24 protein-coding genes are annotated in these 25,479 nt (G+C 65.9%); 16 read left to right on the top strand and 8 right to left on the bottom strand.

The genetic code is table 11. The annotated features are described in order from the left end of the window. Window positions 1-3: 3 nt before the first annotated feature. The 5 genes from BVC93_RS08765 to BVC93_RS08745 are packed head-to-tail and all read right to left on the bottom strand — an operon-like array spanning window position 4 to window position 7,021. Window positions 4-1,554: an FAD-binding protein gene (locus tag BVC93_RS08765; protein WP_083740910.1), complete on the bottom strand. Its 1,551-nt coding sequence runs from the start codon at window positions 1,552-1,554 to the stop codon at window positions 4-6. Then, window positions 1,554-3,212 (bottom strand): AMP-binding protein, encoded by a 1,659-nt coding sequence (locus tag BVC93_RS08760; RefSeq protein ID WP_083736827.1) that lies wholly within the window; start codon window positions 3,210-3,212, stop codon window positions 1,554-1,556. Before BVC93_RS08760 ends, BVC93_RS08765 begins: the two co-directional genes overlap by 1 nt. Window position 3,213: 1 nt before the next feature. Then, window positions 3,214-4,728 carry a long-chain-fatty-acid--CoA ligase FadD17 gene (gene fadD17, locus BVC93_RS08755; protein WP_083736826.1) on the bottom strand — a complete coding sequence of 505 codons (1,515 nt, stop codon included), beginning with the start codon at window positions 4,726-4,728 and terminating at the stop codon, window positions 3,214-3,216. A gap of 3 nt (window positions 4,729-4,731) precedes the next feature. Then, entirely contained in the window at window positions 4,732-5,829 is a 1,098-nt protein-coding gene (locus BVC93_RS08750) for an acyl-CoA dehydrogenase family protein (protein ID WP_083736825.1), read from the bottom strand. A 10-nt stretch (window positions 5,830-5,839) separates the two neighbouring features. Beyond that, on the bottom strand, window positions 5,840-7,021 hold the full coding sequence (locus BVC93_RS08745) for an acyl-CoA dehydrogenase family protein (protein WP_083736824.1): 1,182 nt from the start codon (window positions 7,019-7,021) through the stop codon (window positions 5,840-5,842). 134 nt (window positions 7,022-7,155) lie between these two features. Between BVC93_RS08745 and BVC93_RS08740 the strand changes: the two genes are divergently transcribed. The 12 genes from BVC93_RS08740 to BVC93_RS08685 all read left to right on the top strand — a co-directional run bounded on the left by BVC93_RS08740 (window position 7,156) and on the right by BVC93_RS08685 (window position 18,967). After that, window positions 7,156-7,347 (top strand): ferredoxin, encoded by a 192-nt coding sequence (locus BVC93_RS08740; protein ID WP_083740909.1) that lies wholly within the window; start codon window positions 7,156-7,158, stop codon window positions 7,345-7,347. A 4-nt stretch (window positions 7,348-7,351) separates the two neighbouring features. Next, the gene (locus BVC93_RS08735) at window positions 7,352-8,275 is read left to right on the top strand and encodes a 3-oxoacyl-ACP reductase (RefSeq protein ID WP_192860365.1); all 924 of its coding nucleotides are present in this window, start codon (window positions 7,352-7,354) and stop codon (window positions 8,273-8,275) included. A 285-nt stretch (window positions 8,276-8,560) separates the two neighbouring features. Further along, window positions 8,561-9,325 (top strand): MlaE family ABC transporter permease, encoded by a 765-nt coding sequence (locus BVC93_RS08730; protein WP_083736822.1) that lies wholly within the window; start codon window positions 8,561-8,563, stop codon window positions 9,323-9,325. Then, complete coding sequence (locus BVC93_RS08725) at window positions 9,322-10,176, top strand: MlaE family ABC transporter permease (RefSeq protein ID WP_083736821.1); 855 nt, start codon at window positions 9,322-9,324, stop codon at window positions 10,174-10,176. The genes BVC93_RS08730 and BVC93_RS08725 overlap by 4 nt, the downstream gene beginning before the upstream one ends. Window positions 10,177-10,182: 6 nt before the next feature. Further along, complete coding sequence (locus BVC93_RS08720) at window positions 10,183-11,385, top strand: MCE family protein (protein WP_083736820.1); 1,203 nt, start codon at window positions 10,183-10,185, stop codon at window positions 11,383-11,385. Next, complete coding sequence (locus tag BVC93_RS08715; RefSeq protein ID WP_083736819.1) at window positions 11,385-12,422, top strand: MCE family protein; 1,038 nt, start codon at window positions 11,385-11,387, stop codon at window positions 12,420-12,422. Before BVC93_RS08720 ends, BVC93_RS08715 begins: the two co-directional genes overlap by 1 nt. Next, the gene (locus BVC93_RS08710) at window positions 12,409-13,470 is read left to right on the top strand and encodes an MCE family protein (RefSeq protein WP_083736818.1); all 1,062 of its coding nucleotides are present in this window, start codon (window positions 12,409-12,411) and stop codon (window positions 13,468-13,470) included. The genes BVC93_RS08715 and BVC93_RS08710 overlap by 14 nt, the downstream gene beginning before the upstream one ends. After that, complete coding sequence (locus tag BVC93_RS08705) at window positions 13,467-14,921, top strand: MCE family protein (RefSeq protein WP_083736817.1); 1,455 nt, start codon at window positions 13,467-13,469, stop codon at window positions 14,919-14,921. Before BVC93_RS08710 ends, BVC93_RS08705 begins: the two co-directional genes overlap by 4 nt. Continuing rightward, on the top strand, window positions 14,918-16,096 hold the full coding sequence (locus BVC93_RS08700; protein WP_083740908.1) for an MCE family protein: 1,179 nt from the start codon (window positions 14,918-14,920) through the stop codon (window positions 16,094-16,096). The genes BVC93_RS08705 and BVC93_RS08700 overlap by 4 nt, the downstream gene beginning before the upstream one ends. Next, window positions 16,096-17,781, top strand: a complete 1,686-nt coding sequence (locus tag BVC93_RS08695; RefSeq protein WP_083736816.1) for an MCE family protein — start codon at window positions 16,096-16,098, stop codon at window positions 17,779-17,781. The genes BVC93_RS08700 and BVC93_RS08695 overlap by 1 nt, the downstream gene beginning before the upstream one ends. After that, window positions 17,781-18,473: a mammalian cell entry protein gene (locus BVC93_RS08690; protein ID WP_083736815.1), complete on the top strand. Its 693-nt coding sequence runs from the start codon at window positions 17,781-17,783 to the stop codon at window positions 18,471-18,473. The genes BVC93_RS08695 and BVC93_RS08690 overlap by 1 nt, the downstream gene beginning before the upstream one ends. Next, the gene (locus BVC93_RS08685) at window positions 18,473-18,967 is read left to right on the top strand and encodes a mammalian cell entry protein (RefSeq protein ID WP_083736814.1); all 495 of its coding nucleotides are present in this window, start codon (window positions 18,473-18,475) and stop codon (window positions 18,965-18,967) included. Before BVC93_RS08690 ends, BVC93_RS08685 begins: the two co-directional genes overlap by 1 nt. Here BVC93_RS08685 and BVC93_RS08680 read toward each other — a convergent pair. Both BVC93_RS08680 and BVC93_RS32995 read right to left on the bottom strand, forming a co-directional pair. Next, complete coding sequence (locus BVC93_RS08680; RefSeq protein WP_083736813.1) at window positions 18,964-20,496, bottom strand: alpha,alpha-trehalose-phosphate synthase (UDP-forming); 1,533 nt, start codon at window positions 20,494-20,496, stop codon at window positions 18,964-18,966. The two genes, BVC93_RS08685 and BVC93_RS08680, sit on opposite strands and share 4 nt — an antisense overlap. Next, window positions 20,497-20,661 carry a hypothetical protein gene (locus tag BVC93_RS32995; protein WP_157516825.1) on the bottom strand — a complete coding sequence of 55 codons (165 nt, stop codon included), beginning with the start codon at window positions 20,659-20,661 and terminating at the stop codon, window positions 20,497-20,499. It abuts the gene before it with no gap. Window positions 20,662-20,769: 108 nt separating this feature from the next. On the opposite strand from BVC93_RS32995, the gene BVC93_RS08675 reads away from it, so the two are divergent. From BVC93_RS08675 to BVC93_RS33520, 4 genes are all read left to right on the top strand, one after another. Next, window positions 20,770-21,672 carry an enoyl-CoA hydratase gene (locus BVC93_RS08675; protein ID WP_083736812.1) on the top strand — a complete coding sequence of 301 codons (903 nt, stop codon included), beginning with the start codon at window positions 20,770-20,772 and terminating at the stop codon, window positions 21,670-21,672. Window positions 21,673-21,725: 53 nt separating this feature from the next. After that, window positions 21,726-22,556: an SDR family oxidoreductase gene (locus BVC93_RS08670; RefSeq protein ID WP_083736811.1), complete on the top strand. Its 831-nt coding sequence runs from the start codon at window positions 21,726-21,728 to the stop codon at window positions 22,554-22,556. A 58-nt stretch (window positions 22,557-22,614) separates the two neighbouring features. Further along, the gene (locus BVC93_RS08665) at window positions 22,615-23,256 is read left to right on the top strand and encodes a M15 family metallopeptidase (RefSeq protein WP_083736810.1); all 642 of its coding nucleotides are present in this window, start codon (window positions 22,615-22,617) and stop codon (window positions 23,254-23,256) included. Between the two features lie 81 nt (window positions 23,257-23,337). Beyond that, window positions 23,338-23,493, top strand: coding sequence for a hypothetical protein (locus tag BVC93_RS33520; RefSeq protein ID WP_192860232.1), 156 nt, complete (start codon window positions 23,338-23,340; stop codon window positions 23,491-23,493). On the opposite strand, the gene BVC93_RS08660 is transcribed toward BVC93_RS33520, so the two are convergent. Beyond that, complete coding sequence (locus tag BVC93_RS08660; RefSeq protein ID WP_083736809.1) at window positions 23,469-25,376, bottom strand: heavy metal translocating P-type ATPase; 1,908 nt, start codon at window positions 25,374-25,376, stop codon at window positions 23,469-23,471. The two genes, BVC93_RS33520 and BVC93_RS08660, sit on opposite strands and share 25 nt — an antisense overlap. Window positions 25,377-25,479 lie beyond the last annotated feature (103 nt).

The following is a 25,479-nucleotide window of genomic DNA, read 5'->3' as shown; positions in this document are numbered from 1 at the left end:
TGTTCACAACTGGGTTCCTTTCACCATGTCCAGCACGGCCAAGTGGCTGAAGACCATGCTGGTGCCGATCGGGTTGCCGCCACCGGGATACGTGGTGCCACTGGGTGCTGCCATCGTGTTGCCCGCAGCGTAGAGGCCCGGTATCACCTGTCCGCCGGTGTCGAGCACCCGCGCTGTGGCGTCGGTGCGCAGGCCACCCTTGGTACCCAGATCCGAGATGCCGAATGCCGCGGCGTGAAAGGGCGCTTTCTCGATCGCGTAGAGCGGTGGTCTGCCACCTGAGAACGCCCGGTCGTAGGGTTCGTCGCCGCGGCCGAAATCCCCGTCCACACCACGAGCGACCGATTCATTGAACCGCGCGACGGTCTGCACCAGATTGGTGGCGGGAACGCCGATCATGGCGGCCAACTCCTCGAGAGTGTCGGCAGAACGCCACAACCCGGCATCGACATAGCGTTGCGGCTCCACCATCGACACATTGGTCGCCTTGACCGGTGGGACAACCCCGTCTGCGTCGTCGTAGACCATCCAGTACGGCAGCGTCACCGAACCGTCGGCAAGGGCTTTGATGACCGAGCGGCCCAGCCGGTCGTAGGGCTGTGATTCGTTGGTGAACCGGCGGCCGAAGTCGTCGACGAAGATGCCTCCGGTGAACCACAGCGAGAACGCGGACCGGCCATCGGGATGGGTCAGACCGGGAGACCACCATGCCTGGTCCATGAGGTCGGTTTCGGCTCCGGCGGCGATACCCGCAAGGTGTGCAAGACCACGGTTTCCCCACGGCCCCATGGTGTCTCGTGACGATCCCGGGACACCGTACAGAGCGCGCATCTGGTCGTTGTGTTCAAACCCTCCCGCCGCCAGCAGTACGCCGCGACGAGTCCTGATCGCTCGCGTGCCGGTGCTGTCGGTCACCAGGGCTCCGGTGACGGCACCGTCCTCGACGACGAGCTCGGTCAGTGCGGTGCGCAGCAATGTCGCGCTGTGCGGAAACTGTCTGGCCGCCAACAGTAGTCGTGCAATCAACGCCCGGCCGCCGACGAAGTGGTCGTCGGGGATCGGCGCGTCCCGCCATTCGGCATCCAGCGGGCCGCGGACCAACTCGCGCAGATCGGGGGCGGCGCACACCCGTAACGCCTTGGCGGTGATGTGCCGCATGCCGTCGCCGCGAGCCTTGGGCGCCTTACCGAAATAGTCGGGCCAGGGCAGGATCTGGAAGCGCAACAGTTCGTCGGACTCGAGATAGTCGATCAGTGGTGCGCCCGAACGGACGTAGGCTTCCTGCAGGGCGCGGGGGGTGCGATCACCGACCACGGCGAAGTAGTACTCCACAGCGTCGTCGACGGTATCGTCGCCGCCCGCTCGCGCCAGCACGGCGTTGGCGGGCAACCACATCCCGCCGCCACCGGAGTACGCGGTTGTACCACCGAACTTCTCGGTGGCCTCCACGAGGATGACCCGCAGACCTTCGCGGGCGGCAGTGTAGGCACCGGTGACGCCGCCCGCGCCGGAACCCGCCACCAGGACGTCACATTCGTCGTGCCAGGCGACCATCACCGCCCCGTCCGGTAGCTACCACGACCGTAGCGTTCGAACGCGGCGTCCATGTCGTCGCGGTCGGCGGGCGCCATGATCCGATAGTCGGGGGCGCCTCGGCCGACCCGTATGTAGATGGTGTCACCGTGGTCGTCCCAGTGCTGTTCCTGCAGTTGACGTTTGAGAATCTTGTTCGACCCGGTGACGGGTAACCGGGCCGAAAGGCGCACCAACCGCGGAATGCCCTTGCGGCCCAGATCGGCGCTGGCGGCCAGGAAACGCGACAACCCTGCCATGTCGAAGCAGGTCGGATCGCTGACCTCGAGTGCTGCCATCACCTGGTCACCGGATCTCGGGTCGGGTACCGAGTACACCGCGGCGGCGATCACCCCCGGGTGGCGACGCAGCACCCGCTCTATGGACAGCGCCGAGGTGTTCTCACCGTCCACCCGGATCCAGTCTCCGCGCCTCCCGGCGAAGTACAGGAACCCCGACCCGTCCACGTATCCCAGGTCGCCGGTCCAGTACCAGCCGTTGCGCACTCGTTCGGCGTTGGCGGCGTCATCACGGTAGTACCCCTCGAAGTCCCTGGCACCGAACTTGTCGACGATCTCACCGACGGCTTCTTCGGCGTTCAGTACCCGGCCGTGGTGGTCCAGAACCGCTGTCGCACAGGTCTTCAGCGTCTGCGGATCAACGATGGCCACTCCGTGGTGCGCGGGTCGTCCCAGTGCCGCCGCCGGTGCCTGGTCGTCGGGCACCGCGACGTTTCCGCCCTCACTGGAGCCGTACCCTTCGAACAACTCGGCGGCGAACCTCCGGCGAAACTCGGCCTGGTCCTCCGGCGAGGCCTCGGTGCCGAATCCTCGGGTCAGCGTGTTGTCGCTGTCGTCTGCTGCTTCCGGGGTGGCCATCAGGTATGCCAGGGCCTTGCCCACGTAGGTGAAGAAGGTCGCTCCGAAGAAACGCACGTCCGGCAGGAACGCCGAAGCGGAGAACGTGGGTGTCAGGCAGACGGTGGCACCCACGGCCAGCGCCGGAGCCCACAGTGCCATGAGCGCATTACCGTGGAACAACGGCATGCAGCAGTAGTCGACGTCACCCCGGTGATGCCCGAACTTCGACACCGCGGTGTGGGCGATCCGCGCCAGCCGGCCCTGGCTGCACCGGACGGCTTTGGAGGACCCGGTGGTGCCGGACGTGAACAGCAGCAACAACAGGGACTCGGCGTCTACCCCGTCGGCCACAGATGCCTCGGCGCGGTGCTGGTCGAGCAGAACCGGGTAAGACGGATGGTCGACCACCAGGACACCGATGTCCAGGTCCGGCAACCGATCAAGCCCTGCCGTGTCGGTGATGATCAGCCCGCAGTCGGCGTGCAGGATGTCGGCGATCAGATCCTGATCGCCCCGGGTGGGGTTGAGCCCCACCACGGTGGCACCGGCCAGGGCGGCCCCGCCCAGCCAGAACACGAAGTCCGGCACGCCCGCCAGCAGAATACCGATGTGAAACGGTCGGTCGGGGAAGTCCTCGTGCCACTTCGCTGTCGCCAGATGAGCCCGGGTCGCCGACTCGGCGACAACCTGATCCCAGGTCCAGTCACGGTCGCGGGTCCGCAGCCCCGGGTGGTCGTCGCCCACCCGGCTCATCAGCATCGACGCGATGCTGTCGGCCATGTCAGACCGGCGCCCGGTGGCGGGTCACGGCGTGCACCTCGTCGGTGCAGTCGGTTCCCTCCGCGGTGAGGTGGCGTTTTATGACCTTGAAGGTCTCGGTGCGGGGCAGGGTGTTGGCTATTCGTACGAAGGACGGCCACTGCTTGGGTCCGAGATCCTGCTGCTGATGCAGGAAACCCTGGAAGGCCTGGACATCGAAGTCGGCGCCGTCGGCGAGAACCAGTGCCGCCATCACCTGATCACCGACGGCCGGATCAGGTATCGGGTAAACGGCCGCCTCCACGACGTCGGGGTGGCGCAACAGAATGCGCTCGATGGGCGCCGTGCCCAGGTTCTCTCCGTCGACCCGCATCCAGTCACCGAGACGGCCGGCGAAGTAGGCGAATCCGTCTGCGTCGCGATAGGCGAGGTCTCCGCTGTGGTAGATGCCGCCCGCCATCCGTTGTGCCTCGGCTTCCGGGTCGTTGTAGTAACCCATGAACTGGCCGGCACCGCTGAGGTTCACCAGTTCGCCCACCACACCTGGCGGGCACGGCTCACCGGTGTCGACGTCGACGATGGATACCCCGTTGGCCAGCGGTCCCAGGGCGCCTTCGGGAGTGTCGGGAGTTCGCGCGATCGCCACCCCGCCCTCGCTGGAACCGAAGCCGTCGACCACCTGCACGCCGAACCGCTGTGCGAACCTCTCGAGGTCGTCGGGCGCTCCTTCGTTGCCGTAGGCGATCCGTAGTGGATTGTCGGCATCGTCGGATCGCGCCTCGGTGGCCAGGATGTATGACAACGGCTTGCCCACGTAGTTGGCATAGGTGGCGCCGAACCGGCGGACATCGGGAAAGAACTGGGACGCGGAGAACCTGCGGCGCAAGGCGATCGACGCACCTGCCGCCACCGCCGGGCCCCAACCCGCCATGATGGCGTTCGAATGGAACAGCGGCATCGAGAGATAGCAGGTGTCCTGCGGCCCGAGCCCGAACCGCTGCGCCAACATCACTCCGGGAAACGCCACCTTGGCATGGGTGCAGCGCACCGCCTTGGGGTCGCCGCTGGTGCCGGACGTGAAGATCAACATGAACAGGTCGTCCGGATCCACGTCGGGGAACCTGACCGGGGCTCCGCGATGGGTTGCGAGTTCGTCTGCCCACGACTCGGATTCGACATCGAGTGAGTCGATGTCGGGTTGGGCACTGGCGCGATCGGCCAGTAAGAACTGGCAGTCGGCGTGGTCGATGTCGCGTTGCAGGGCGGGCCCGCGGCGAGTCGGGTTGAGCCCCACCGGGACCAGGCCGCCAAGAGCCGCAGCCACCAGAACGGTGCTGAAAAAAGGCGTGTTGCCCGACAGCACGCCGATGTGGGGCGGTCTACGCGGATCCAGCCTGGCGCGTAGTGCCGCGGCAAGGTCGGCACCGTCCTGAATATGGTTGCGCCAACTGACAAAAGGCACCTCGGTGCTGGCCACGCCCTGATCGTCGACCTCCGCCAGCGGCGCCAGCAGGGCGGTGACAGTGGGCTGTTCCATGCGTCAGACGGGGGTATCGGCGAGCTCGCGGCCGATCGACAACAGCGCCCCGGTGGCACCGCCGAGGGCGAACTCGGTCTGCTTGGCCGCCAGGAAGTACCGGTGCACCGGGTGGTCGACGTCGATACCGACGCCGCCGTGGACGTGCACCGTGGTGTGAGCCACCCGATGTCCCGCCTCGGCGGCCCAGAAGGCCGCGGAGCGCACGTCGATGTCGGCGGGCAGATCTTCGGACAACCGCCATGCCGCCTGGGTCAGGGTCAATCGCAGACCTTTGATGTCGATGTAGCCGTCCGCCAGCCGAGACGAAACAGCCTGGAAGCTGCCGATCGGCCGGTCGAACTGCTCGCGTTCACGCGCGTACAACGCCGTCAGCTCCAGTGCGCGCTCCAGCACACCGAGCGCAAATGCACTGCAACCCAACAGATGTGCGGTTCTCAACCAGTCCAGCACTTCCTGACCGCCGAGCAACCGGTCGGCACCCACTTCGACACCGCGCAGTTCGAGGTGGCCGACGCTGCCCAGACCCGTGGTGTCCAGGGAAGTCATGTCGACGCCCGCGTCATCCTTGGCGAGCAGGAAAACGGCTGTGCCCGTGTCGGTTTCCGCGGGAACCAGGAATGCGTCCGCCAGGGGTCCGTAGGCCACCTGGGTTCGGGCGCCGGTCAGCCGGTATCCGGATTCGGTGGCTGCCGCTTGTACGGGACCGTCACCCATGTCCCCATCGAGGGCGGCAGTCAGGATCTTCTCGCCCTGGACCGCCGGGGACGCCCACTGCTGCTGCAGCGCTTCCGGGCCGAACTTTGCCAACGCGCCGGCACCGAGCACCGCGGATTCCAGGTAGGGGACCGCCGCGACCTGACGGCCGAGTGCGACCAGCACCGCGACCTGCTCCAGCACGCCGAAACCGCCGCCGCCGATGGACTCCGGTGCGGCAGTGGACAGGATGTCGGCCGCGGTCAGTTTGCGCCACAGATCGGTGTCGAACCGCTGTGCCAAACCGTCGAGTTCACGCTGATGGTCAGGCGTGCAGACGGATTCGGTGATGGTGCGGGTGAGGCCGCCCAGGTCGTCGGCCGCCTCTGAAGTCGTGAAATCCATGTGTCCGTCCCTACCGGTTCACTCGGGGCAGGCCGAGTGCAACCATGCCGATGATGTCGCGCTGGATCTCGTTGGTGCCACCGCCGAACGTCAGGATCAGTGCCGACCGGTGCATTCGTTCGATACGGCCGCGTAGCAGCGCGCCGGGGGAACCGGCCCGCAGCGTCGCCGATGTGCCCAGGACCTCCATCAGCAGCCGGTAGGCCTCGGTGGCCAGCTCGGTGCCGTACACCTTGGCGGCGGAGGCGTCCGCGGCCGACGGTGCGGCGTCGGAGGCCGACGCCAGCTCCCAGTTGATCAGTTTGAGCACTTCGGCTTTGGCGTGCACGCGAGCCAGGTTGAGTTGGACCCATTCGGAATCGATGAGTCGTTTACCGTGGATGTCCTTGGTGTTCTGTGCCCACTCGCGGACGCCGCCGAGAGCCACGTAGATCGGCTGGGCGGAGACCAAGGCCACCCGTTCGTGGTTGAGCTGGTTGGTCACCAGTTTCCAGCCGGCGTTCTCCTCGCCCACCAGACTCGAGACCGGCACCCGGACGTCCTGGTAGTAGGTGGCGCTGGTGTCCACCCCGGACATGGTGTGCACCGGGGTCCACGAGAACCCTTCGGCCGTGGTCGGCACGATCAGCATCGAGATGCCGCGGTGTTTCTTGGCTTCGGGATTGGTGCGCACCGCCAGCCAGACGTAGTCGGCGTACGCGATCAGCGAGGTCCACATCTTCTGGCCGTTGACGACGTAGTCGTCGCCGTCGCGCACCGCGGTGGTGCGCAGCGACGCCAAGTCGGTGCCCGCCCCCGGCTCGGAGTAGCCGATCGAGAAGTGCAGTTCGCCGGCGGCGATCTTGGGCAGGAAGAACTTCTTCTGCTCCTCGGTGCCGAAATGCATGATGGTCGGCGCGACGCTGTTGATGGTCAGGAACGGCACCGGCACGTTGGCGATGGCCGCTTCGTCGTTGAAGATCAGGCTCTCCATCGGCGTGCGGGCCTGCCCGCCGTACTCCTCGGGCCAGTTGAGCGTGAGCCAGCCGTCCTTGCCCATCTGCGCGACGGTCTCGCGGTAGACGTTGCCGCGGCCCATCTCTCCGTCACCTGCCGCCAACGCCTCGGCGCGCTCAGGGGTCATCAACTTGGTGAAGTACGACCGCAACTCGCGGCGCAATTCCTCCTGCTCGGGGGTGTAGCCGATGCGCATGGCCCACTTCCTCACTGATCGAGTACGACGGCAACCGGGCTCCGGTTTATCATCCTCGTTGTAACACGTTCTAGTCTTGGGGTCCAGGATGGTGGCGAGAGGCCGCCGGGCCCATGGGTCGCGAGGAGGGTGTCGTGCACGTTGAAGTGGATCGCGATCGGTGTGAGGGAAACGCCGTCTGTGTGGGAATCGCGCCCGACCTGTTCGATCTTGACGACGACGACTATGCCGTGATGAAAGTGGACGAGATTCCCGCAGACCAAGAAGATCTGGCCGAACAAGCGGTGGCTGAATGTCCCCGTGCCGCCCTCATCCGCAAAGACTAGAGGTATTCGTAACGTGACTTCCGTAGAAGCCGGAATCGATCTGTCGGGCAAGGTCGCCGTGGTGACCGGTGCGGCGGCCGGGCTGGGCCGCGCCGAGGCCATCGGCCTGGCACAGTCCGGCGCCACCGTCGTGATCAACGACATGGCGTCGGCGATCGACAATTCCGATGTGATGGACGAGATCGCGGCGGCGGGCTCCAAGGCCGTCACCGTCGCCGGTGACATCAGCGTCCGGTCCACGGCCGACGAGTTGGTGGCCACCGCCGACGGCCTCGGCGGGCTGGACATCGTGGTCAACAACGCGGGCATCACTCGCGACCGCATGCTGTTCAACATGTCCGACGAGGACTGGGACGCGGTGATCGCCGTGCACCTGAGGGGACACTTCCTGCTCACCCGCAATGCGGCCACGTACTGGCGGGACAAGTCCAAGGATGTGGGTGGGCCCGTGTACGGCCGCCTGGTCAACACCTCCTCGGAGGCCGGGTTGGCCGGCCCGCCCGGGCAGGCCAACTACGGTGCCGCCAAGGCCGGGATCACGGCGTTGACGATGTCGGCGGCCCGCGGTCTGGAGCGCTACGGGGTGTGCGCCAACGCCATCTGCCCCAGGGCTCGCACGGCCATGACAGCCGACGTCTTCGGCGCCGCACCCGAGCTTTCCGACGGTGAAGTCGACGGTTTGTCGCCTGAGCATGTGGTGACCCTGGTGCGCTTTCTGGCCTCACCTGCCGCCGAGCGGGTCAACGGGCAGGTGTTCATCGTCTACGGGCCGTCGGTCACGTTGGTTGCCGCGCCAGTGGCCGCGCATCAGTTCACGGCATCGGGGTCGGCGTGGGCACCGGAGGATCTCAGTGCAGCCCTCACGGGCTACTTTGCTGGACGTGATCCGAAGCAGGGATTTTCAGCAACCGGCCTGATGGGCAACTGAAGTTGTCACGCTGCTCGCCAGACTAGAGGCTATAACTAGAACATGTTTCAGAATTAGATAGGTTGCAGTTGCCTTGACCTGGACATACCTAGTCGATATGTCTCATCTGTTCGTTCTTTGACACTGCGAACGTGTTCTAGTTACTATGAGCCGGCTCACAGCGATCGGCGTACGAGAACCGGGTGTGAACGGCATAAATTCTTTTGGTCAATTAGCCGGACGAGGCTTCGCCAAGCCTGTTAGAGTCCGGATTCCGAACCGGCCTTAGTGGGAAGGGAACCGACGTTGATCTCTCGTCTCGCGGTTCCCGCTCGGGCTGTCGGTGGGTTCGTCGAGATGACTTTCGACACCTTCCGCGCATGCTTCCAACGGCCATTCCAGTTCCGTGAATTTCTCGACCAGACATGGATGATCGCTCGAGTCTCGCTGGTACCCACCCTGCTGGTGGCCATTCCGTTCACCGTGTTGGTGGCCTTCACTCTCAACATCCTGCTGCGCGAGATCGGCGCGGCCGATCTGTCCGGCGCCGGAACGGCTTTCGGCACCATCACCCAGCTCGGCCCGGTGGTCACGGTGCTGGTGATCGCCGGAGCCGGGGCGACGGCCATCTGCGCGGATCTGGGTGCCCGCACCATCCGTGAAGAGATCGACGCCATGCGGGTGCTGGGCATCGACCCGATCCACCGGCTCGTCGTCCCCCGGGTGCTGGCGTCGACATTTGTGGCGCTACTGCTCAACGGCCTGGTGTGCGCAATCGGCCTGTCCGGCGGCTACGTGTTCTCCGTTTTCCTGCAGGGCGTCAACCCCGGCGCCTTCATCAACGGGCTGACCGTGCTCACCGGGTTGCCGGAACTGCTGCTCGCCGAGGTGAAGGCGCTACTGTTCGGCGTCGTCGCCGGCCTGGTGGGCTGCTACCGCGGCCTCACCGTCGCGGGCGGCCCGAAGGGCGTCGGTATCGCCGTCAACGAAACCGTGGTCTACGCGTTCATCTGCCTGTTCGTCATCAACGTCATCATGACGGCCATCGGCGTTCGGGTGCTGGACTCATGAGCGCGTTCGGGAGCTACGACGCCACGCTGCGGCTCAAGCGTTTCCTGTCCGGTGCGCCCAGGTTCGTGGACAGCTTCGGTGAGCAGGCGCTGTTCTACGGCGAGTCCATCCGCTATATCCCCAATGCGCTGACCCGCTACCGGCGCGAGACCGTCCGGCTGATTGCCGAGATGACCATGGGTGTCGGTGCGCTGGCGATCATCGGCGGCACCGTGGGTGTGGCGGCATTCATGACGCTGGCCTCCGGCGGTGTCATTGCGGTGCAGGGTTACTCATCGCTGGGCAACATCGGCATCGAAGCCCTGACCGGCTTTTTGTCGGCCTTCCTCAACGTGCGCATCGTGGCGCCGGTGATCGCGGGTATCGCGCTGGCCGCCACCATCGGGGCAGGCACCACGGCACAGCTGGGCGCCATGCGGGTGGCCGAGGAGATCGACGCCGTGGAATCCATGGCCGTGCACTCGATGTCGTATCTGGTGTCCACGCGGTTGATCGCCGGTCTGATCGCCATCGTGCCGCTCTACGCGCTGTCGGTGCTGGCGGCGTTCTTCGCGGCCCGCTTCACCACGGTGTTCATCAACGGTCAGTCCGCGGGTCTGTATGACCACTACTTCAACACCTTCCTGGTGCCCACCGATCTGCTGTGGTCGTTCCTGCAGGCCATCGTCATGTCGATCGCGGTGATGCTGGTGCACACCTACTACGGCTACAACGCTTCCGGCGGCCCGGTGGGTGTGGGCATCGCGGTCGGAAAGGCCGTGCGCACCTCGCTGATCGTTGTGGTCACCATCGTCTTGTTGATCTCACTCGCCGTCTACGGCGGGTCCGGCAACTTCAACCTGTCGGGGTAGCGGGCCATGTCAGACGGACAATCGAGGCGCACACACGTGCGGATCGCGGCGCTGATTCTCGCCGCGGTGATCGCAGCGGCCGCCGTCGTCACCTACCTCGGCTACACCGCCGCATTCACCTCCACCGACACCGTCACCGTGCTGTCCCCGCGTGCCGGTCTGGTCATGGAGCAGGACGCCAAGGTCAAGTACCGCGGCATCCAGATCGGCAAGGTCCGTAGCATCGAGTACGCCGGTGACCAGGCGAAGCTGACGCTGGAGATCGACAGCAGCGAATTGCCGTACGTCCCGGCCAACGCCGTGGTGAAGATCGCGGGCAACACCGTCTTCGGCGCCAAATCGGTCGAGTTCCAACCCCCTGAGTCGCCGCTGGGTACCGCGCTGCGCCCCGGTGCCACCGTGGAGGCGTCTTCGGTGCAGCTGGAGGTCAACACGCTGTTCCAGACGCTCACCGATGTCCTGCAGAAGATCGACCCGGTGAACCTCAACGCCACCATGACCGCGCTCGGCGAAGGTCTGCGCGGCAACGGTGACAACCTGGGTGCCACCATGACTGGTTTGAACACCTATCTGGCGCAACTGAATCCGAAACTGCCGACGGTACAGCGCGACCTGCAGCAGACGGCGCAGGTGGCCGACATCTATGCCGACGCGGCGCCAGATCTGGTGACCGTACTGAACAACGTGCCGACGTTGAGCCAGACCATCGTGGACCAGCAGGACAACCTCAATGCCACCCTGCTGGCGGCAACCGGGTTGGCCAACAACGGGTTCGACACCCTGTCGCCGGCAGCCGAGGACTACATCGCCGCCATCAACCGCGCCCGGGCACCGTTGAAGGTGGTGGCCGAGTACTCGCCGATCATCGGCTGTGTGCTCCAGGGCACCTCCCAAGCCGTCGACAAATTCGCTCCGGTGCTCGGTGGTACCCGGCCAGGGCTGTTCGTCGCGTCGAACTTCCTGCCCGGCGCACCCGCCTACACCTACCCCGAGAGCCTGCCGATCGTGAATGCCTCCGGTGGACCCAACTGCCGCGGGCTGCCCAACATGCCGAGCAAGCAGCTCGGCGGCAGCTGGTATCGCGCGCCCTTCTTGGTCACCGACAACGCATACGTGCCGTATGAGCCCAACACCGAGTTACAGTTCGACGCTCCGTCCACCCTGCAGTTCCTGTTCAACGGCGCCTTTGCCGAGGGGGACGACTACTGATGGACTCGCGCGGCACAACAATCAAGGTCGGCGTCTTCACCGTGGTGATGCTGCTGGTGGCAGCAGGCCTGGTGGTGGTGTTCGGCGAGTTCCGCTTCTCCTCGGGCAACACTTTCCACGCCAACTTCAGCAATGCGGCCAGGCTCAAAGCCGGCCAGGACGTCCGGATCGCCGGTGTGCCCGTCGGTTCGGTGCAGTCGGTGAAGCTGAATCCCGACAACACCGTCGACGTCGCCTTCGACGTCAACGACCGCTACCAGCTCTACACCTCGACGCGGGCAGCGATCAGGTACGAGAACCTGGTGGGTGACCGCTTCCTGGAGATCACTTCAGGCCCCGGCGAACTGCGCAAGCTGCCTGCCGGCGCCACCATCCCCCAGGAGAACACCGACCCGGCTCTGGATCTGGACGCACTGCTGGGCGGACTTCGGCCCGTACTCAAGGGCCTTGACGGCACCAAGGTCAACGAGATCAGCAATGCCGTCATCGAACTACTGCAGGGCCAGGGTGGTGCACTGCAACAGCTGCTGTCCAACACCAGCACCTTCACCACCGATCTTGCCGCGCGTGACCAACTGATCGGCGACGTGGTGAACAACCTCAACACCGTGCTGGGCACCGTCGATGCCAAGAGCGCCGAATTCGATGCCAGCGTCGACCAGCTGCAGCAGCTGATCACCGGGCTGGCACAGGGACGCGACCCCATCGCCGGTGCCATCGGCCCGCTGGCCTCGGCCGAGAACGACCTCACCGACATGCTGGAGACCAGTAGACGACCGCTGCAAGGTGTGTTGGAGAATCTGCGCCCGCTGGCCGGTGAGCTGGATCGGCGCAAGGCCGAGATCAACGAGATCATCGAACCATTGGCCGAGAATTACCTGCGGCTCAACGCTCTTGGCGCCTACGGCTCGTTCTTCAACATCTACTACTGCTCCATCCGCATGAAGATCAACGGACCCGCGGGCAGCGACATACTCATCCCGTTCGGCGGACCGCCGGACCCGTCCAAGGGGAGGTGCGCTCCTGTCCCAGAGTGACGACGGACGCAACCCCGTCCGCACAGGAATCTTCGGCATCGTCTTGGTGGTCTGCCTGGTGCTGGTGTCGTTCGGCTACACCGGACTGCCCTTCTGGCCGCAAGGCAAGAAGTACGACGCCTTCTTCACCGACGCCGGAGGCATCACGCCGGGCAACGACGTGAACGTCTCCGGTATCAAGGTCGGTCGAGTCGAATCGGTCGGTCTGGCGGGCACCGCCGCGCGGGTGACCTTCACCGTGGATCGCGACATCACCGTCGGTGACCAGACGCTGGTGGCCATCAAGACCGACACCGTGCTCGGTCAGAAGTCACTGGACGTGACCCCGGCCGGTGGTGGGGCCTCGACCACGATTCCGTTGGGACGCACCACAACCCCCTACACCCTGGCCACCGCGCTGCAGGATCTCGGTGGCAACACCCAGGCGTTGGACAAGCCGAAATTCGAACAGGCGCTGGGCATCCTGACCGACACACTGCGTGACGCCACCCCCGAACTGCGCGGCGCGCTCGACGGGGTGACGTCACTGTCGCGCAGCCTCAACGCCCGCGACGAGGCGCTCGGCCAGTTGCTGCAGCGCGCGCAGACGGTCACCGCGTCGCTGTCGCGTCGAGCCGACCAGGTCAACAAGCTGATCGTCGACGGCAATCAATTGTTCGCCGCGCTCGACGAGCGCAGGCAGGCGCTGAACACCTTGATCGCCGGCATCGACGACGTGTCCCAGCAGATCTCGGGCTTCGTCGCCGACAACCGCGAACAGTTCGGGCCCACGTTGACCAATCTGAACCTGGTCATGGACAACCTGCTTGAGCGTCGTGAGCACATCGGCGAGGCGCTGCGCCGCCTCCCGCCGTACGCCACGGCTCTGGGCGAGGTGGTGGGCTCCACCTCGGGCTTCCAGATCAACCTCTACGGCATACCGCCGGCCACCATGTCGGAAGTTCTGTTCGACACCTACTTCCAGCCCGGCAAGCTGCCGGACAGCCTCTCGGATTACCTCAAGGGCCTCATCGCCGAACGTCTCATCATCAGGCCGAAGTCGCCATGACACGCAACAGGGGAGTACTCGTCGGTGTGGTCGTCGTCCTGGTGGCGGCGCTCGGGGTCGGGCTGTACCTGGTGTGGCCGGGCCGCGGCACCCACAAGGTGGTGGCACTGTTCTCGTCGGCGGTCGGGCTGTATCCCGGAGACGACGTGCGGGTGGTCGGCGTCCCGGTGGGCACCATCGACTCCATCGAACCCACCGCCTCGGACGTCAAGATCACCATGTCGGTCGACGACGGGGTGCAGATCCCCGCCGACGCCCGGGCCATCATCGTGGCGCCGAACCTGGTGTCCTCCCGATTCATCCAACTGACGCCCGCCTATGACTCGGCCACCGGTGCGCCGACGATGGCCGACGGTGCCACCATCGGCATCGACCGCACCGGGGTGCCCGTGGAATGGGACGACGTCAAAACCGAGCTGACCAAACTCTCGCAGACCCTGGGCCCGCAGAACGGCGGGCTGCAGGGGCCGTTGAGTGAGTTCGTGGACCAGGCTGCCACCACGTTCGACGGCAACGGCGACTCGTTCCGCAACGCCCTGCGCGAGTTGTCCCAGACCGCAGGAAGACTCGGTGACTCCAGCACCGACCTGTTCGGCACCATCAAGAACCTGCAGGTCCTGGTGAACGCACTGTCGCAGAGCAATGAGCAGATTGTGCAGTTCTCCAACCACGTCGCATCCGTGTCGCAGGTGCTGGCCGACAGCACCCAGGGCCTCGACGCCACTCTCGGCACGCTCAACACCGCACTCGACGACGTCCGGCAATTCGTCGGCGAGAACAACCAGACCCTGGTCGACTCGGTCAACAAGCTGGCCGACTTCACCAACCTCCTCACCGAACACAGCGACGACATCGAACAGGTCCTGCACGTCACACCCAACGGCCTGGCCAACTTCTACAACATCTACAACCCGGCGCAGGGCACCGTCGGCGGTGCGCTGTCGCTGCCCAACTTCGCCAACCCGGTGCAGTTCATCTGCGGCGGCAACTTCGACACCGGTTCCAACCCGGACAACTACAAGCGCGCCGAGATCTGCCGCCAGCGCATGGGTCCGGTGCTGCGCCGCATCACGATGAACTTTCCGCCGCTGCTGTTCCATCCGATCAACAGCATCACTGCGTACAAGGGGCAGATCATCTACGACACCCCGGCCACCGAGGCCAAGGCCCAGACGCCGGTGCCGTATCTGCAGTGGCAGCCCGCCCCGGGTGTCACTCCGCCGTCCATCCCGCCGGGAGCCACCCTGGGTGACATGGTGCTGCCTCCGCCCGCGGTCGAAGGCCAGATCTCACCCGGACCACCGCACATCGTCGGCAGTGGTCCGCAGCCGGGTCCGCCGGTGTCCCCGGACGCTCCCGGTGTGCTGGCACCGCCGCCACCCGGAACACCGTCGCTGCCGCCACCACCGTGGCCGGTGCCGCCGCCTGCACCGGCTGGGACAGGGGGATGACCGTGAAACACAAGCTGTTTCAGGCCGCCGCCCTCGGGACGGGCATCGTGGTGTTGTCGGGTTGCTCGTTCGGCGGGTTGAACTCCCTGAACATGCCGGGCACACGCGGGCACGGATCTGGTTCCTACACCATCACGGTGGAGTTGCCGGATGTGGCCACCCTGCCGCAGAACTCACCGGTGATGGTGGATGACGTCACCGTGGGCAGTGTGTCAGGCATCGACGCGGTGCAGCGGCCCGACGGCACCTTCTACGCGGCGGTGAAGCTGTCGCTCGACTCCGACGTAGACCTGCCCGACAACGCCACAGCTCGGGTGGCGCAGACGTCGCTGCTCGGTAGCCAGCACATCGAACTGGTGCCGCCGGCTGCCGATGCGTCAGCGGCGAAACTCCGTGAGGGTTCCAACATCCCGGAATCGAGCGCCGGCCGCTATCCCACCACAGAAGAGGTGTTGGCCTCCCTCGGTGTGGTGGTGAACAAGGGCAATCTGGGTGCGCTGCAGGACATCACCGAGGAGCTCTACGCCTCGGTGGCCGGCCGGGCCGGGCAGTTTGCCGACCTGATGCCCCGGCTGGCCGAGCTCACCGACTCCCTGAATCGCCAGACCGCCGACATCATCGCCGCCGCCGAGGGGTTGAACCGCTTCGCCGGCATCCTGGCGCAGAGCACCGATGCGCTGGGTCGCACTCTGGACAGCCTGCCCGAGGCGCTGAAGGTGTTGAACAACAACAGGTCCAACATCGTCGACACGTTCGCCGCGCTGCAGAACTTCGCCGGTGTGGCGGCCAACATCCTGGCCAAGACCAAGGTGGACTTCGCCGCGGACCTGAAGGACTTCTACCCGGCCATCAAGGCGCTCAACGACAACGCCGACGCGTTTGTCAAGAACTTGGCGTTCCTGCCGACGTTCCCGTTCCATTACAAGTATCTGCGGCAAGCGGTGCGGGGCGACTACCTGAACGTGTTCGTGACCTTCGACCTCACGCTGCGCCGACTGGGTGAATCGATCTTCACCACCTCCGGGCTGGACCCGAACATGAAGCACATGGCCGAGGTTCTCAACCCGCCGGACTTCCTGATCGGTTCGATGGCCAACCTGTCGGGCCAGGCCGCGGATCCGTTCAAGATCCCGGCAGGAACGGCGACACAGCACGGTGACGGAGGTGGCAGCTGATGCTCGATCGAGTCTCCCGCATCCAGCTGACGATCTTCTCGATCGTCACGGTTCTCACCGTCGGCGCCATTGCGATCTTCTATTTGCACGTCCCGGCCAAGGTGGGCATCGGTTCGTACAAGGTGGACGCCAATTTTGTTGCCGGCGGTGGCATCTACGAGAACGCGAATGTCACCTACCGCGGGGTCACCATCGGGCGGGTGGAGTCGGTCGGACTCACCCCCGACGGTGTGGTGGCCAACATGCGGCTCAACAGCAGCACGCCGGTCCCGGACAATGTGACGGCCACGGTCAAGAGCGTCTCTGCGGTTGGTGAGCAGTACATCGACCTGGTGCCGCCGCAGGACCCCTCTACCGAGATGTTGGCGGGCGGTGCCTCGATCGGTCAGGACCGCACCGCCATCGGCCAGGACATCGCCAGCATGCTGGCCGAGGCCGACCAGCTGGTGAGCAGCCTGGACAGCAGCCGCCTGCAGGACCTGCTGCGCGAGACGTTCAGAGCGTTCAACGGATCTGGCCCGGAGCTGGCGCGGTTGATCCAGTCGTCGCGACTGCTGATCGACGAGGCCAACAACAGCTACGGGCAGACGTCGGCTCTGATCGACCAGGCCGGGCCGTTCCTGGATGCGCAAATCCGCAGCGGCGACGACATCAGGTCGCTCGCCGACGGACTGGCCAGGCTGACCAGTGAAGTCACTCAGGCCGACCCGCAGGTGCGGCAGCTGCTGCAGACGGCTCCAGGAGCCGCCGATGTGGCCTCCACGGCGTTCAGTGGAATTCGGCCCAGTTTCCCCATGCTGGCGGCCAACCTGGCCAACCTGGGCCGTATTGGGGTGATCTACCACAAGTCGCTCGAGCAGTCGTTCGTCATCTTCCCCGCGCTGATCGCCGCGCTGCTCACGGTCGCCGGCGGTGTTCCGGTGGACGAGGGCGGCAAGCTGGACTTCAAGCTCGGCCTGGGTGATCCGCCGACCTGCAACGTCGGCTTCATTCCGGCCACGGAGATCCGCTCGCCTGCTGACGAGACCGTGCGGGATCTGCCGACCGACCTGTACTGCAAGGCAGCCCAGAACGATCCCGCCGTGGTGCGCGGTGCGCGCAACTACCCGTGCATGGAGTTCCCGGGCAAGCGCGCGCCGACGGTCCAGCTGTGTCGTGACCCGAAGGGGTTCGTGCCTATCGGCAGCAATCCGTGGCGCGGTCCGCCGATCCCGTACGGCACGCCCGTCGAGGATGGTCGCAACGTGCTGCCGCCCAACAAGTTTCCGATGATCCCGCCGGAGGCGGACTACGACCCGGGCGCTCCGGTGGTGCAGTTGCCTCCCGGTGTTCCGCCGGGGCCTGGTCCTGCACCCAATGCGCCGTTCCCGCTGCCGGTGCCGCCGAACAACAACGCGCCACCACCGCCGTGGCCGTTCTTCGCGCCGCCGGACCAGATCGCCCCGCCGTACGGCCGGCCCGCCCCGCCGCCACCGCCAGGCGCCCCGCTGCCTCCGCCCCCGGCCGGCTCGCTGCCGGCCGAGGCGCCGATGCCGATGGCCGACGGTCCGGCGTACGCTACCTACGACCAGGATGGAACGTTCATCGATCCGGCGGGTGGTACCGGCGTTTACGCCGCGGGCGACTCCAAGCTCACACCTGCCGAGAATTGGGTAGATCTCATGCTCGATCCGAGACCGGCTTGATGACCGAAGCCGACCAGCCGGACCGCGTCGATCGGAAACAGGTGCGGCGACGGGCGTCTCGAGCCGCGGGGCCGGCAGGCCACAGCGCCGCCACCGCGATCACCGCCGTCGTCGAAGGTGCAGCCAAACCCGCTGCCGTCCGAGTGTCGCCGCCCGGGCCACCCCCGCGACGCCAGCCGAACCAGGCCCGCCTGGCCATGGCCGCCGGAGCATTCGCGGTGGTGCTGATCGTGGCGCTGACCGCCGTCGTACTCGTGTTGGCCGGGCAGAAGCGTGATGCCCAGGCTCTGGCGGAACGTGATCAGCGGTTCGTCGACACCGCAACGCAGACGGTGGTCAACATGTTCACCTACACACCGGACACGGTGGACGAGAGTGTGAATCGGTTCGTCGACGGGATCAGCGGCCCACTGCGGGACATGATGAGCCAGGAGAACAACGTCGAGAATCTGAAGGCGCTGTTCCGTGACACCAATGCCAGTTCGGAAGCGGTGGTCAGTGGCAAGGCGCTGGAGGCCATCGACCCCGACACCGACAATGCGTCGGTGCTGGTAGCCGTGCGGGTGACCGTCACCGACATCGACGGGGTGAACAAGCCGTCGCAGGCCTACCGGATGCGCGTCATCGTCCACGAGGACGGCAACGGCCGCATGACCGGCTACGACTTGAAGTATCCGGACGGGGGTAACTGATGCGACGCAGGGCGGCATGGCTTTTCGCGTCGCTGACGGTTGTCGTGGTCGCCGGAATCGTGACGCTCTCGGCCATGGGCGCGGCACTGTACTGGGACCGAGTGCAGAACGCGGCGCAGCAGAGCACCCGGGCCGAGTTGGGTCCGCTTGCCGCAGAACAGATCCCGAAGGTGTTCGGGTACGACTATCAGACAGTCGAAGGCAGCCTCACCGACGCCTACAACCTGCTGACGCCGGACTACCGGCGCGAGTTCGAGTCCAGGGCCACCGAGCAGATCATCCCCGAGGCACGTGAGCGGCAGGTGGTCAGCCAGGCCAACGTCGTGGGTGTCGGTGTTCTTGAGGCACAACGGGATTCCGGTTCGGTGATGGTCTACATGAACCGCACCGTCACTGACAAGTCCAAAGAGTCGGTGTACGACGGCAGTCGCCTCAAGGTCGACTACCAGAAGGTCGGGGACAAGTGGCTGATCAGCTACATCACGCCCATCTAGCGATGGCCTAGGTCCCTCTCGCCCTGTTCGGTGTTCACCAGCTGCGAGGTGTCGGCGTCGCCCTTGTCGGCCAGCGCATCGAGGAAGGCGCGTGCCCACCGGTCGACGTCGTGGGCGAGCACCTGACGGCGCAGCGCCCGCATCCGTCGCCTCCCGTCCTCGGGGTCCTGACTCAGCGCCGTCACGATGGCGTCCTTGACGCCGTTGAGGTCATGTGGGTTCACCAGATACGCCTGCCGGAGTTCGGCTGCGGCGCCGGTGAACTCGCTGAGCACCAGCGCCCCGCCCAGATCGCTGCGGCAGGCCACGTACTCCTTGGCCACCAGGTTCATTCCGTCGCGAAGTGGGGTGACGAGCATGACGTCGGCGGCCACGAAGAAGGCGATGAGGTCATCTCGGGGGACAGGGCGGTGGATGTACTGCACCACCGGATGCCCCACTTCGCCGAACTCGCCGTTGATGTGCCCGACCTGACGTTCGATGTCGTCGCGCAGCAACCGGTAGCTCTCCACCCGTTCGCGACTGGGTGTGGCCAGCTGGATGAACACGACATTCTCGCGGTCGGCCCGGCCTTCCTCGAGCAGTTCGGTGAATGCCTCCAACCGGACGTCGATGCCCTTGGTGTAGTCGAGGCGGTCGACGCCCAGCATGATCTTCGCGGGATTGCCCAGTTCGGCCCGCAGCTCCCGCGCACGCTTGCGGATGTCGCGGTGGCGGGCTTTTTGGTCGAGCTCGTCGGAGTCGATGGAGATGGGGAACGCCCCCACCTTGACGTTACGGAAGCCCACCTGCACCTGGCCGAAGCGTGAGCGCACACCGACCGTGCCGCGCGAGGTGTTGGCGCCGATGAGCCGCCGCGACAGGATCATGAAGTTCTGGGCGCCGCCGGGCAAGTGGAAGCCCACCAGGTCGGCGCCGAGAAGTCCCTCGGTGATCTCGGTGCGCCACGGCATCTGCATGAACAGTTCGACCGGCGGGAACGGGATGTGCAGGAAGAAGCCGATGGTCAGGTCCGGCCGCAGCATGCGCAGCATCTTGGGCACCAGCTGCAGCTGGTAGTCCTGCACCCACACCGTGGCCCCATGGGACGCCACGCGGCACGTCGCTTCCGCGAAGCGGCGGTTGACGTCGACGTAGCGGTCCCACCATTTGCGGTGGTAGGTCGGCTTGACGATGACGTCGTGGTAGAGCGGCCACAGTGTCGCGTTGGAGAAGCCTTCGTAGTATTCGGCCACGTCGTCGGCGCTCAGCCGCACCGGGTACAACAGCAGGTCGTCGTCGATGATCGGCTCGGAGTGGTCGACATCCTCGACCGAACCCGTCTCGTCGTCATCCTCGGCGATGATGCCGGGCCACCCGATCCAGGCGCCCTTGCGTTTACGCAGCAGCGGTTCGAGGGCGGTGACCAATCCACCGGGGCTGCGTTTCCACGTGGTGGAGCCGTCGGGGAGTTTGACCTTATCGACGGGCAACCGGTTGGCGACGACGACGAAATCGGACTCGCCCACCGGCTGGTCCCCCGCCGTCATCTACGCGCCGAGCTTTGCCGGTCCGATTCCCAGCATCGACAGGAAGACCCGGCACTCGTCGGCGTCGGTGGCGTAGGCGGCGACTACGCGTCGCGCCTGGCTGGCGGTGTCATCGGCGAGGGGTTCGACGTCATCGATTTCCGCGGGATCTGGTTTGGAAGCCATTCTTCAACCATAGGCGACGGTGTTGAACAGCGTGGTCGACGCCTCTGCACACTCCACTACGCCCGACTTCGTGGGTGACATTTCTTGCCAGAGTCGTAATGTGCAGACATGGCTGACTCAGGCATCCACGAGTTCATCGAGTACGAAACGCTGGACCAGGGCCGCATCGCCCGGATCTGGCTCAATCGCCCCGATGTGCACAACGCACAGAACCGGGGCCTTTTGGTCCAGCTCGACGAGGCCTTCCTGCGCGCGGAGTCCGACGACGACGTGCGGGTGATCATCCTGGCGGCGCGTGGCAAGAACTTCTCCGCCGGCCACGACCTGGGCTCGGAAGTGTCGGTGGGTGAGCGCATGCCCGGGCCCAACCAGCACGCCAGCTTCCGCAGTCGCGGCGGCCATCGTGACGGGGTGGAGAAGCTGTATCTGCAGGAGTACCACTACTTCTTCGACAACACCCGGCGCTGGCGGGACCTGCGCAAGATCACCGTCGCCCAGGTGCAGGGCAATGCCATCTCGGCGGCGCTGATGTTGATCTGGGCGTGCGATCTGATCGTGGCGGCCGACGATGCGAAGTTCTCCGATGTGGTGGGGGTGCGCCTGGGTATGCCGGGCGTCGAGTACTACGCGCATCCTTGGGAGTTCGGTCCCCGCAAGGCCAAGGAGCTGCTGCTCACCGGTGACTCGCTGGATGCCGAGGAGGCTTATCGGCTCGGCATGGTCTCCAAGGTGTTCCCCCGCGCCGAGCTGGACGACAAGACCCTCGAGTTCGCCCGTCGCATCGCCAAGGTGCCCACCATCGCCTCGCTGTTGATCAAGGATTCGGTAAACGCGGCATCTGATGCGATGGGGTTCGCCGAAGCACTCAGACACGGCTTCCACATCCACGAGCTCGGGCACGCACACTGGTCGGTGCACAACGAGAACAACGCCCCGATCGGGCTGCCTCCGGACGTGGAGGACTGGCGGACGGCGGGCCCGACGAAGGTGGCTCGCCCGGATACTCCGTAGACAGTTTCCGGATTCTGTTCACCTCTTCGTGTGGCGCGTGCTTCGATATCGGCGTGCAGCTATCTGTCGAGAATCGGACGTATCTGGTCACCGGTGGTGGAAGCGGGATCGGCAAGGGCGTGGCCGCCGCGCTCGTGGACTCCGGTGCCAACGTGATGATCATCGGCCGCAACGCCGACCGGCTGGCCGCAGCGGCCGACGAGATCAAGGCCGCAGGCGGGTCCGGCTCGATCCTCTACGAACCGGCCGACGTCACCAACGAGGACGAGGTGGCCCGCGCCGTCGAGGCCGCCACCGCCTGGAACGGCAGGCTGCACGGCGTCGTGCACAGCGCAGGCGGCAGCCACACCATCGGCCCCATCACCCAGATCGACTCCGCGCTGTGGCGCAGCACCGTGGACCTGAACGTCAACGGCACCATGTACGTGCTCAAACACGCCGCCAAGGAGATGGTGCGCGCCGGCGGAGGCTCGTTCGTCGGGATCTCCTCGATCGCCGCCAGCAACACACACCGCTGGTTCGGCGCCTATGGCCCGGCCAAGTCGGCCCTCGATGCCCTGCTGCAACTCGCTGCCGACGAACTCGGCCCGTCCTGGGTACGGGTCAACGGCATCCGTCCCGGCCTGACGCGCACCGACATGGTGGAACCAATCATGCAATCACCCGAGGTCAGTGCCGACTACGCGGCGTGCACGCCGCTGCCCCGGGTCGGTGAGGTGGCCGATATCGCCAATCTGGCGCTGTTCCTGCTCTCCGATGCCGGCGAGTACATCACCGGACAGGTCATCAACGTCGACGGTGGACACGGCCTGCGGCGCGGACCGGACATGTCGGGGTTGCTCGGGCCGATCTTCGGCGAGGACGCACTGCGCGGCGTGGTCTGAGTGCCGGCTGGGCGCGCCGGATTGCCAAGATCGTCGCAGCCCATCAAGGTTGACCGGCATGGGGTATCGACGGGCGGGGCTGTTGCTCGCCGCGTGTTGTCTGGCCGCGACGAGCCATCCGGCGCAGGCATCGCCGGTGCCGCCGGTGTCCGAGGCGGCGGCAGCTGCCGGATTGGTGGACGTTCGGACCGTGGTCCCCGATGCGGTGATCGACCTTCGTTATGCGACGGCGGACAACTTTGTGGGGATCCAGCTGTACCCGAATGACGCGCGGTGCCTGGTGCACGAGTCGCTGGCCCCCGGGCTGGCCACTGCTGCGGCGATCTTGCGCGACGGCGGCGAGGTGCTGGCCTTCTGGGACTGCTACCGGCCGCGCACCGTGCAGGTGACGATGTTCGAGCACACGCCGGATCCGGCGTGGGTGGCCGAGCCGGTGCCCTATTCGCGTAGTCACACGGCGGGCCGCTCGGTGGACGTGACGATCGCCGGCGCCGACATGGGGACCGATTTCGACGACTTCTCACCGCACGCTCTGGCCTATGCCACCGATGGCGTCAGTGCCGTCGCGCAGGCCAACCGGAGCCGGTTGCGCCACGCCATGGAGGCAGGCGGTTTCACCGTGTATTCGGGAGAGTGGTGGCACTTCGATGGGCCCGGTGCCGCGGAGAATCGGCCGATTGTCGATGTACCGGTCAACTGAACGCTTCGGGGCACAAACGTACCGACCCGCTTTTGTTCCCGGCTGAGTTTCGATCGCCGTCATCTGGACACCCTGCAGCGAATGGGACAGCGCAACAATCCGCCGGCCACCCCCGAAGACGCCACCAAGGCAACCGAGCAGCAGCGTCAGCTGCAAGACCAACTGGAGCATCAGCACGACGATCCGGAGGCTCCAGGTCAGCACCAGGATCGTCATGGGATCGCCGACGAGACCTGAGCTTTTCTCCAGGCTCGCTCGGACAGCAGGCGCAGCCCGTTGAGTGCCACCAGAATCGTGGATCCCTCGTGCCCGGCGACACCCAGCGGCAAGGGCAGGTGTCCGACAAGATCCCAGGTGACCAGGACCACGATGAACGTCCCGGCGATCACCAGATTGGCGATCACCACCCGCCGGGCCCGGCGGGCCAGTGAGATGACGGTGGGGATCACGATCAACTCGTCGCGCACCGTCACCCCGTCGGCGGTCTCCAGCGCCAGATCAGAGCCGGACCGGCCCATGGCGATCGACGTGTGCGCAGCGGCCATGGCGGGTGCGTCGTTGATGCCGTCACCGACCACCAGCACGCGGTGACCATCGGTTTCCAGCGTCCGCACCGCGTCTGCCTTCTGGTGCGGCAGTAGCCCCGCGCGGATATCGTCAAGTCCGACCTTCTGTGCCAAAGTAGTTGCGGCATAAGTATTGTCGCCGGTGAGCAGCACCGGCGTCGTGCCGAGCTCGGCACGCAGCGCAGCCACGGCGGGGAAGGCGTCTCGGCGGGGATCGTCATGCAGGCTCAACACCGCGATCTGAACTCCGTCACACACCACCATGATCACCGTGGCGCCGTCGGACCGGGCACCCGAGCTGGAGTTGACCACCTCGACCAACCGGCCGTTGACGCGTGCGCGCACTCCTCGCCCGGTCAGTGCCTCGAATTCGTCGGCCGCCGGAACTGCGATGCCTCGCTCCCGGGCCGCGGCCAGCACCGCCTTTCCGATGGGATGTTCACTGTGTTGCTCAGCCGCGGCGGCCAATCGGAGCGCATCGACCTCGCTGTGCCCGAACGCCTCGAGCGTGCACAGCCGCGGTGCGCCTCGGGTCAGCGTGCCGGTCTTGTCCAGTGCGACGGTGGTGACGCCGGCCAGGCGTTCCATGGCGACGGCCGACTTCACCAGGACTCCGTGCCGCCCGGCATTGGCGATGGCCGACAGCAGCGGTGGCATGGTGGCCAGGACCAGGGCGCACGGCGAGGCGACGATCATGAATGTCATCGCCCGAAGCAACGCCGACTGCAGGTCGGATCCGTTGGCCAGTGGGACGGCGAACAGCGCCACGGTGGAAACCACCACGCCCAACGAGTACCGCTGTTCCACCTTCTCGATGAACAGCTGGGTCTTTGCTTTGGTGGCGGCCGCTTCACCGACCAGTGCCACAATTCGGGCCACGACCATCTGCGACGGGTCCTCGGTGACTCGGATGGTGAGTGTTCCCGAGCCGTTGAGCGTGCCGGCGAACACGCTGTCGCCCAGTGTTTTTGACACAGGCAGAGGTTCGCCGGTGATCGAGGCCTGATCGACGTCGGAGGATCCTGAGGTCACCGTTCCGTCGGCGGAGATACGTTCGCCGGGGCGGACGCGGACGATGTCGCCGACCGAGAGTTCGCTCACTGGGATCAGTCGGCCGTCGTCCAGCGCGGCGGTGTCGGGAGCCAGGTCCAGCAGGGCCCGCACGGACTCCTCGGTGCGCGCGGTGGCCAAGTCCTCCAGGGCGCCCGACGTGGCGAAGATGACGATCAGCAGGGCGCCGTCGGTGACCTGCCCGATGGACGCCGCGCCCACTGCGGCGACGATCATCAGCAGGTCGACATCCAGGGTGCGCATCCGCAACGCCTGGATGCCTGCCCGTGCTGATTCCCACCCGCCGACGGCGTAACACGCCAGATAGATCGCCCACCACATCGGCTCGGGAGCTCCTGACAGCTGCAATGCCAGTCCGGTTGCGAACAGGAGCAGCGCGGCGCAGGCCCAGCGGGCCGAGGGGATCGTCCACACTGTCGCCGGCCACCGGGAAGTGCGTGAAACGCGCTGTGCCGTAGAGCTTTCGGCAAAGACCATGCCCATGCGGGGGTGCGCCCTCCGAGTCGATTTGCGCAGAGACAGATATACGTTGATACATATACAGTTGTATATGTATGAGCTTATGTCAACCCGCTGTGCTTGAATG

The organism is Mycobacterium sp. MS1601 (genome assembly GCF_001984215.1).
Lineage (GTDB): Bacteria > Actinomycetota > Actinomycetes > Mycobacteriales > Mycobacteriaceae > Mycobacterium.
Note: the sequence above shows the minus strand (reverse complement) of the source record. Positions and strands in the feature narration are given on the sequence as shown.

Bases quoted from the DNA above. Each gene is read 5' to 3' on its own strand.
- BVC93_RS08765 (WP_083740910.1), bottom strand. From the start codon at position 1,554: ATGGTCGCCTGGCACGACGAATGTGACGTCCTGGTGGCGGGTTCCGGC.
- BVC93_RS08760 (WP_083736827.1), bottom strand. From the start codon at position 3,212: ATGGCCGACAGCATCGCGTCGATGCTGATGAGCCGGGTGGGCGACGAC.
- fadD17 (WP_083736826.1), bottom strand. From the start codon at position 4,728: ATGGAACAGCCCACTGTCACCGCCCTGCTGGCGCCGCTGGCGGAGGTC.
- BVC93_RS08750 (WP_083736825.1), bottom strand. From the start codon at position 5,829: ATGGATTTCACGACTTCAGAGGCGGCCGACGACCTGGGCGGCCTCACC.
- BVC93_RS08745 (WP_083736824.1), bottom strand. From the start codon at position 7,021: ATGCGCATCGGCTACACCCCCGAGCAGGAGGAATTGCGCCGCGAGTTG.
- BVC93_RS08725 (WP_083736821.1), top strand. From the start codon at position 9,322: ATGAGCGCGTTCGGGAGCTACGACGCCACGCTGCGGCTCAAGCGTTTC.
- BVC93_RS08720 (WP_083736820.1), top strand. From the start codon at position 10,183: ATGTCAGACGGACAATCGAGGCGCACACACGTGCGGATCGCGGCGCTG.
- BVC93_RS08715 (WP_083736819.1), top strand. From the start codon at position 11,385: ATGGACTCGCGCGGCACAACAATCAAGGTCGGCGTCTTCACCGTGGTG.
- BVC93_RS08705 (WP_083736817.1), top strand. From the start codon at position 13,467: ATGACACGCAACAGGGGAGTACTCGTCGGTGTGGTCGTCGTCCTGGTG.
- BVC93_RS08700 (WP_083740908.1), top strand. From the start codon at position 14,918: ATGACCGTGAAACACAAGCTGTTTCAGGCCGCCGCCCTCGGGACGGGC.
- BVC93_RS08695 (WP_083736816.1), top strand. From the start codon at position 16,096: ATGCTCGATCGAGTCTCCCGCATCCAGCTGACGATCTTCTCGATCGTC.
- BVC93_RS08690 (WP_083736815.1), top strand. From the start codon at position 17,781: ATGACCGAAGCCGACCAGCCGGACCGCGTCGATCGGAAACAGGTGCGG.
- BVC93_RS08685 (WP_083736814.1), top strand. From the start codon at position 18,473: ATGCGACGCAGGGCGGCATGGCTTTTCGCGTCGCTGACGGTTGTCGTG.
- BVC93_RS08680 (WP_083736813.1), bottom strand. From the start codon at position 20,496: ATGACGGCGGGGGACCAGCCGGTGGGCGAGTCCGATTTCGTCGTCGTC.
- BVC93_RS32995 (WP_157516825.1), bottom strand. From the start codon at position 20,661: ATGGCTTCCAAACCAGATCCCGCGGAAATCGATGACGTCGAACCCCTC.
- BVC93_RS08675 (WP_083736812.1), top strand. From the start codon at position 20,770: ATGGCTGACTCAGGCATCCACGAGTTCATCGAGTACGAAACGCTGGAC.
- BVC93_RS08665 (WP_083736810.1), top strand. From the start codon at position 22,615: ATGGGGTATCGACGGGCGGGGCTGTTGCTCGCCGCGTGTTGTCTGGCC.
- BVC93_RS33520 (WP_192860232.1), top strand. From the start codon at position 23,338: ATGGGACAGCGCAACAATCCGCCGGCCACCCCCGAAGACGCCACCAAG.
- BVC93_RS08660 (WP_083736809.1), bottom strand. From the start codon at position 25,376: ATGGGCATGGTCTTTGCCGAAAGCTCTACGGCACAGCGCGTTTCACGC.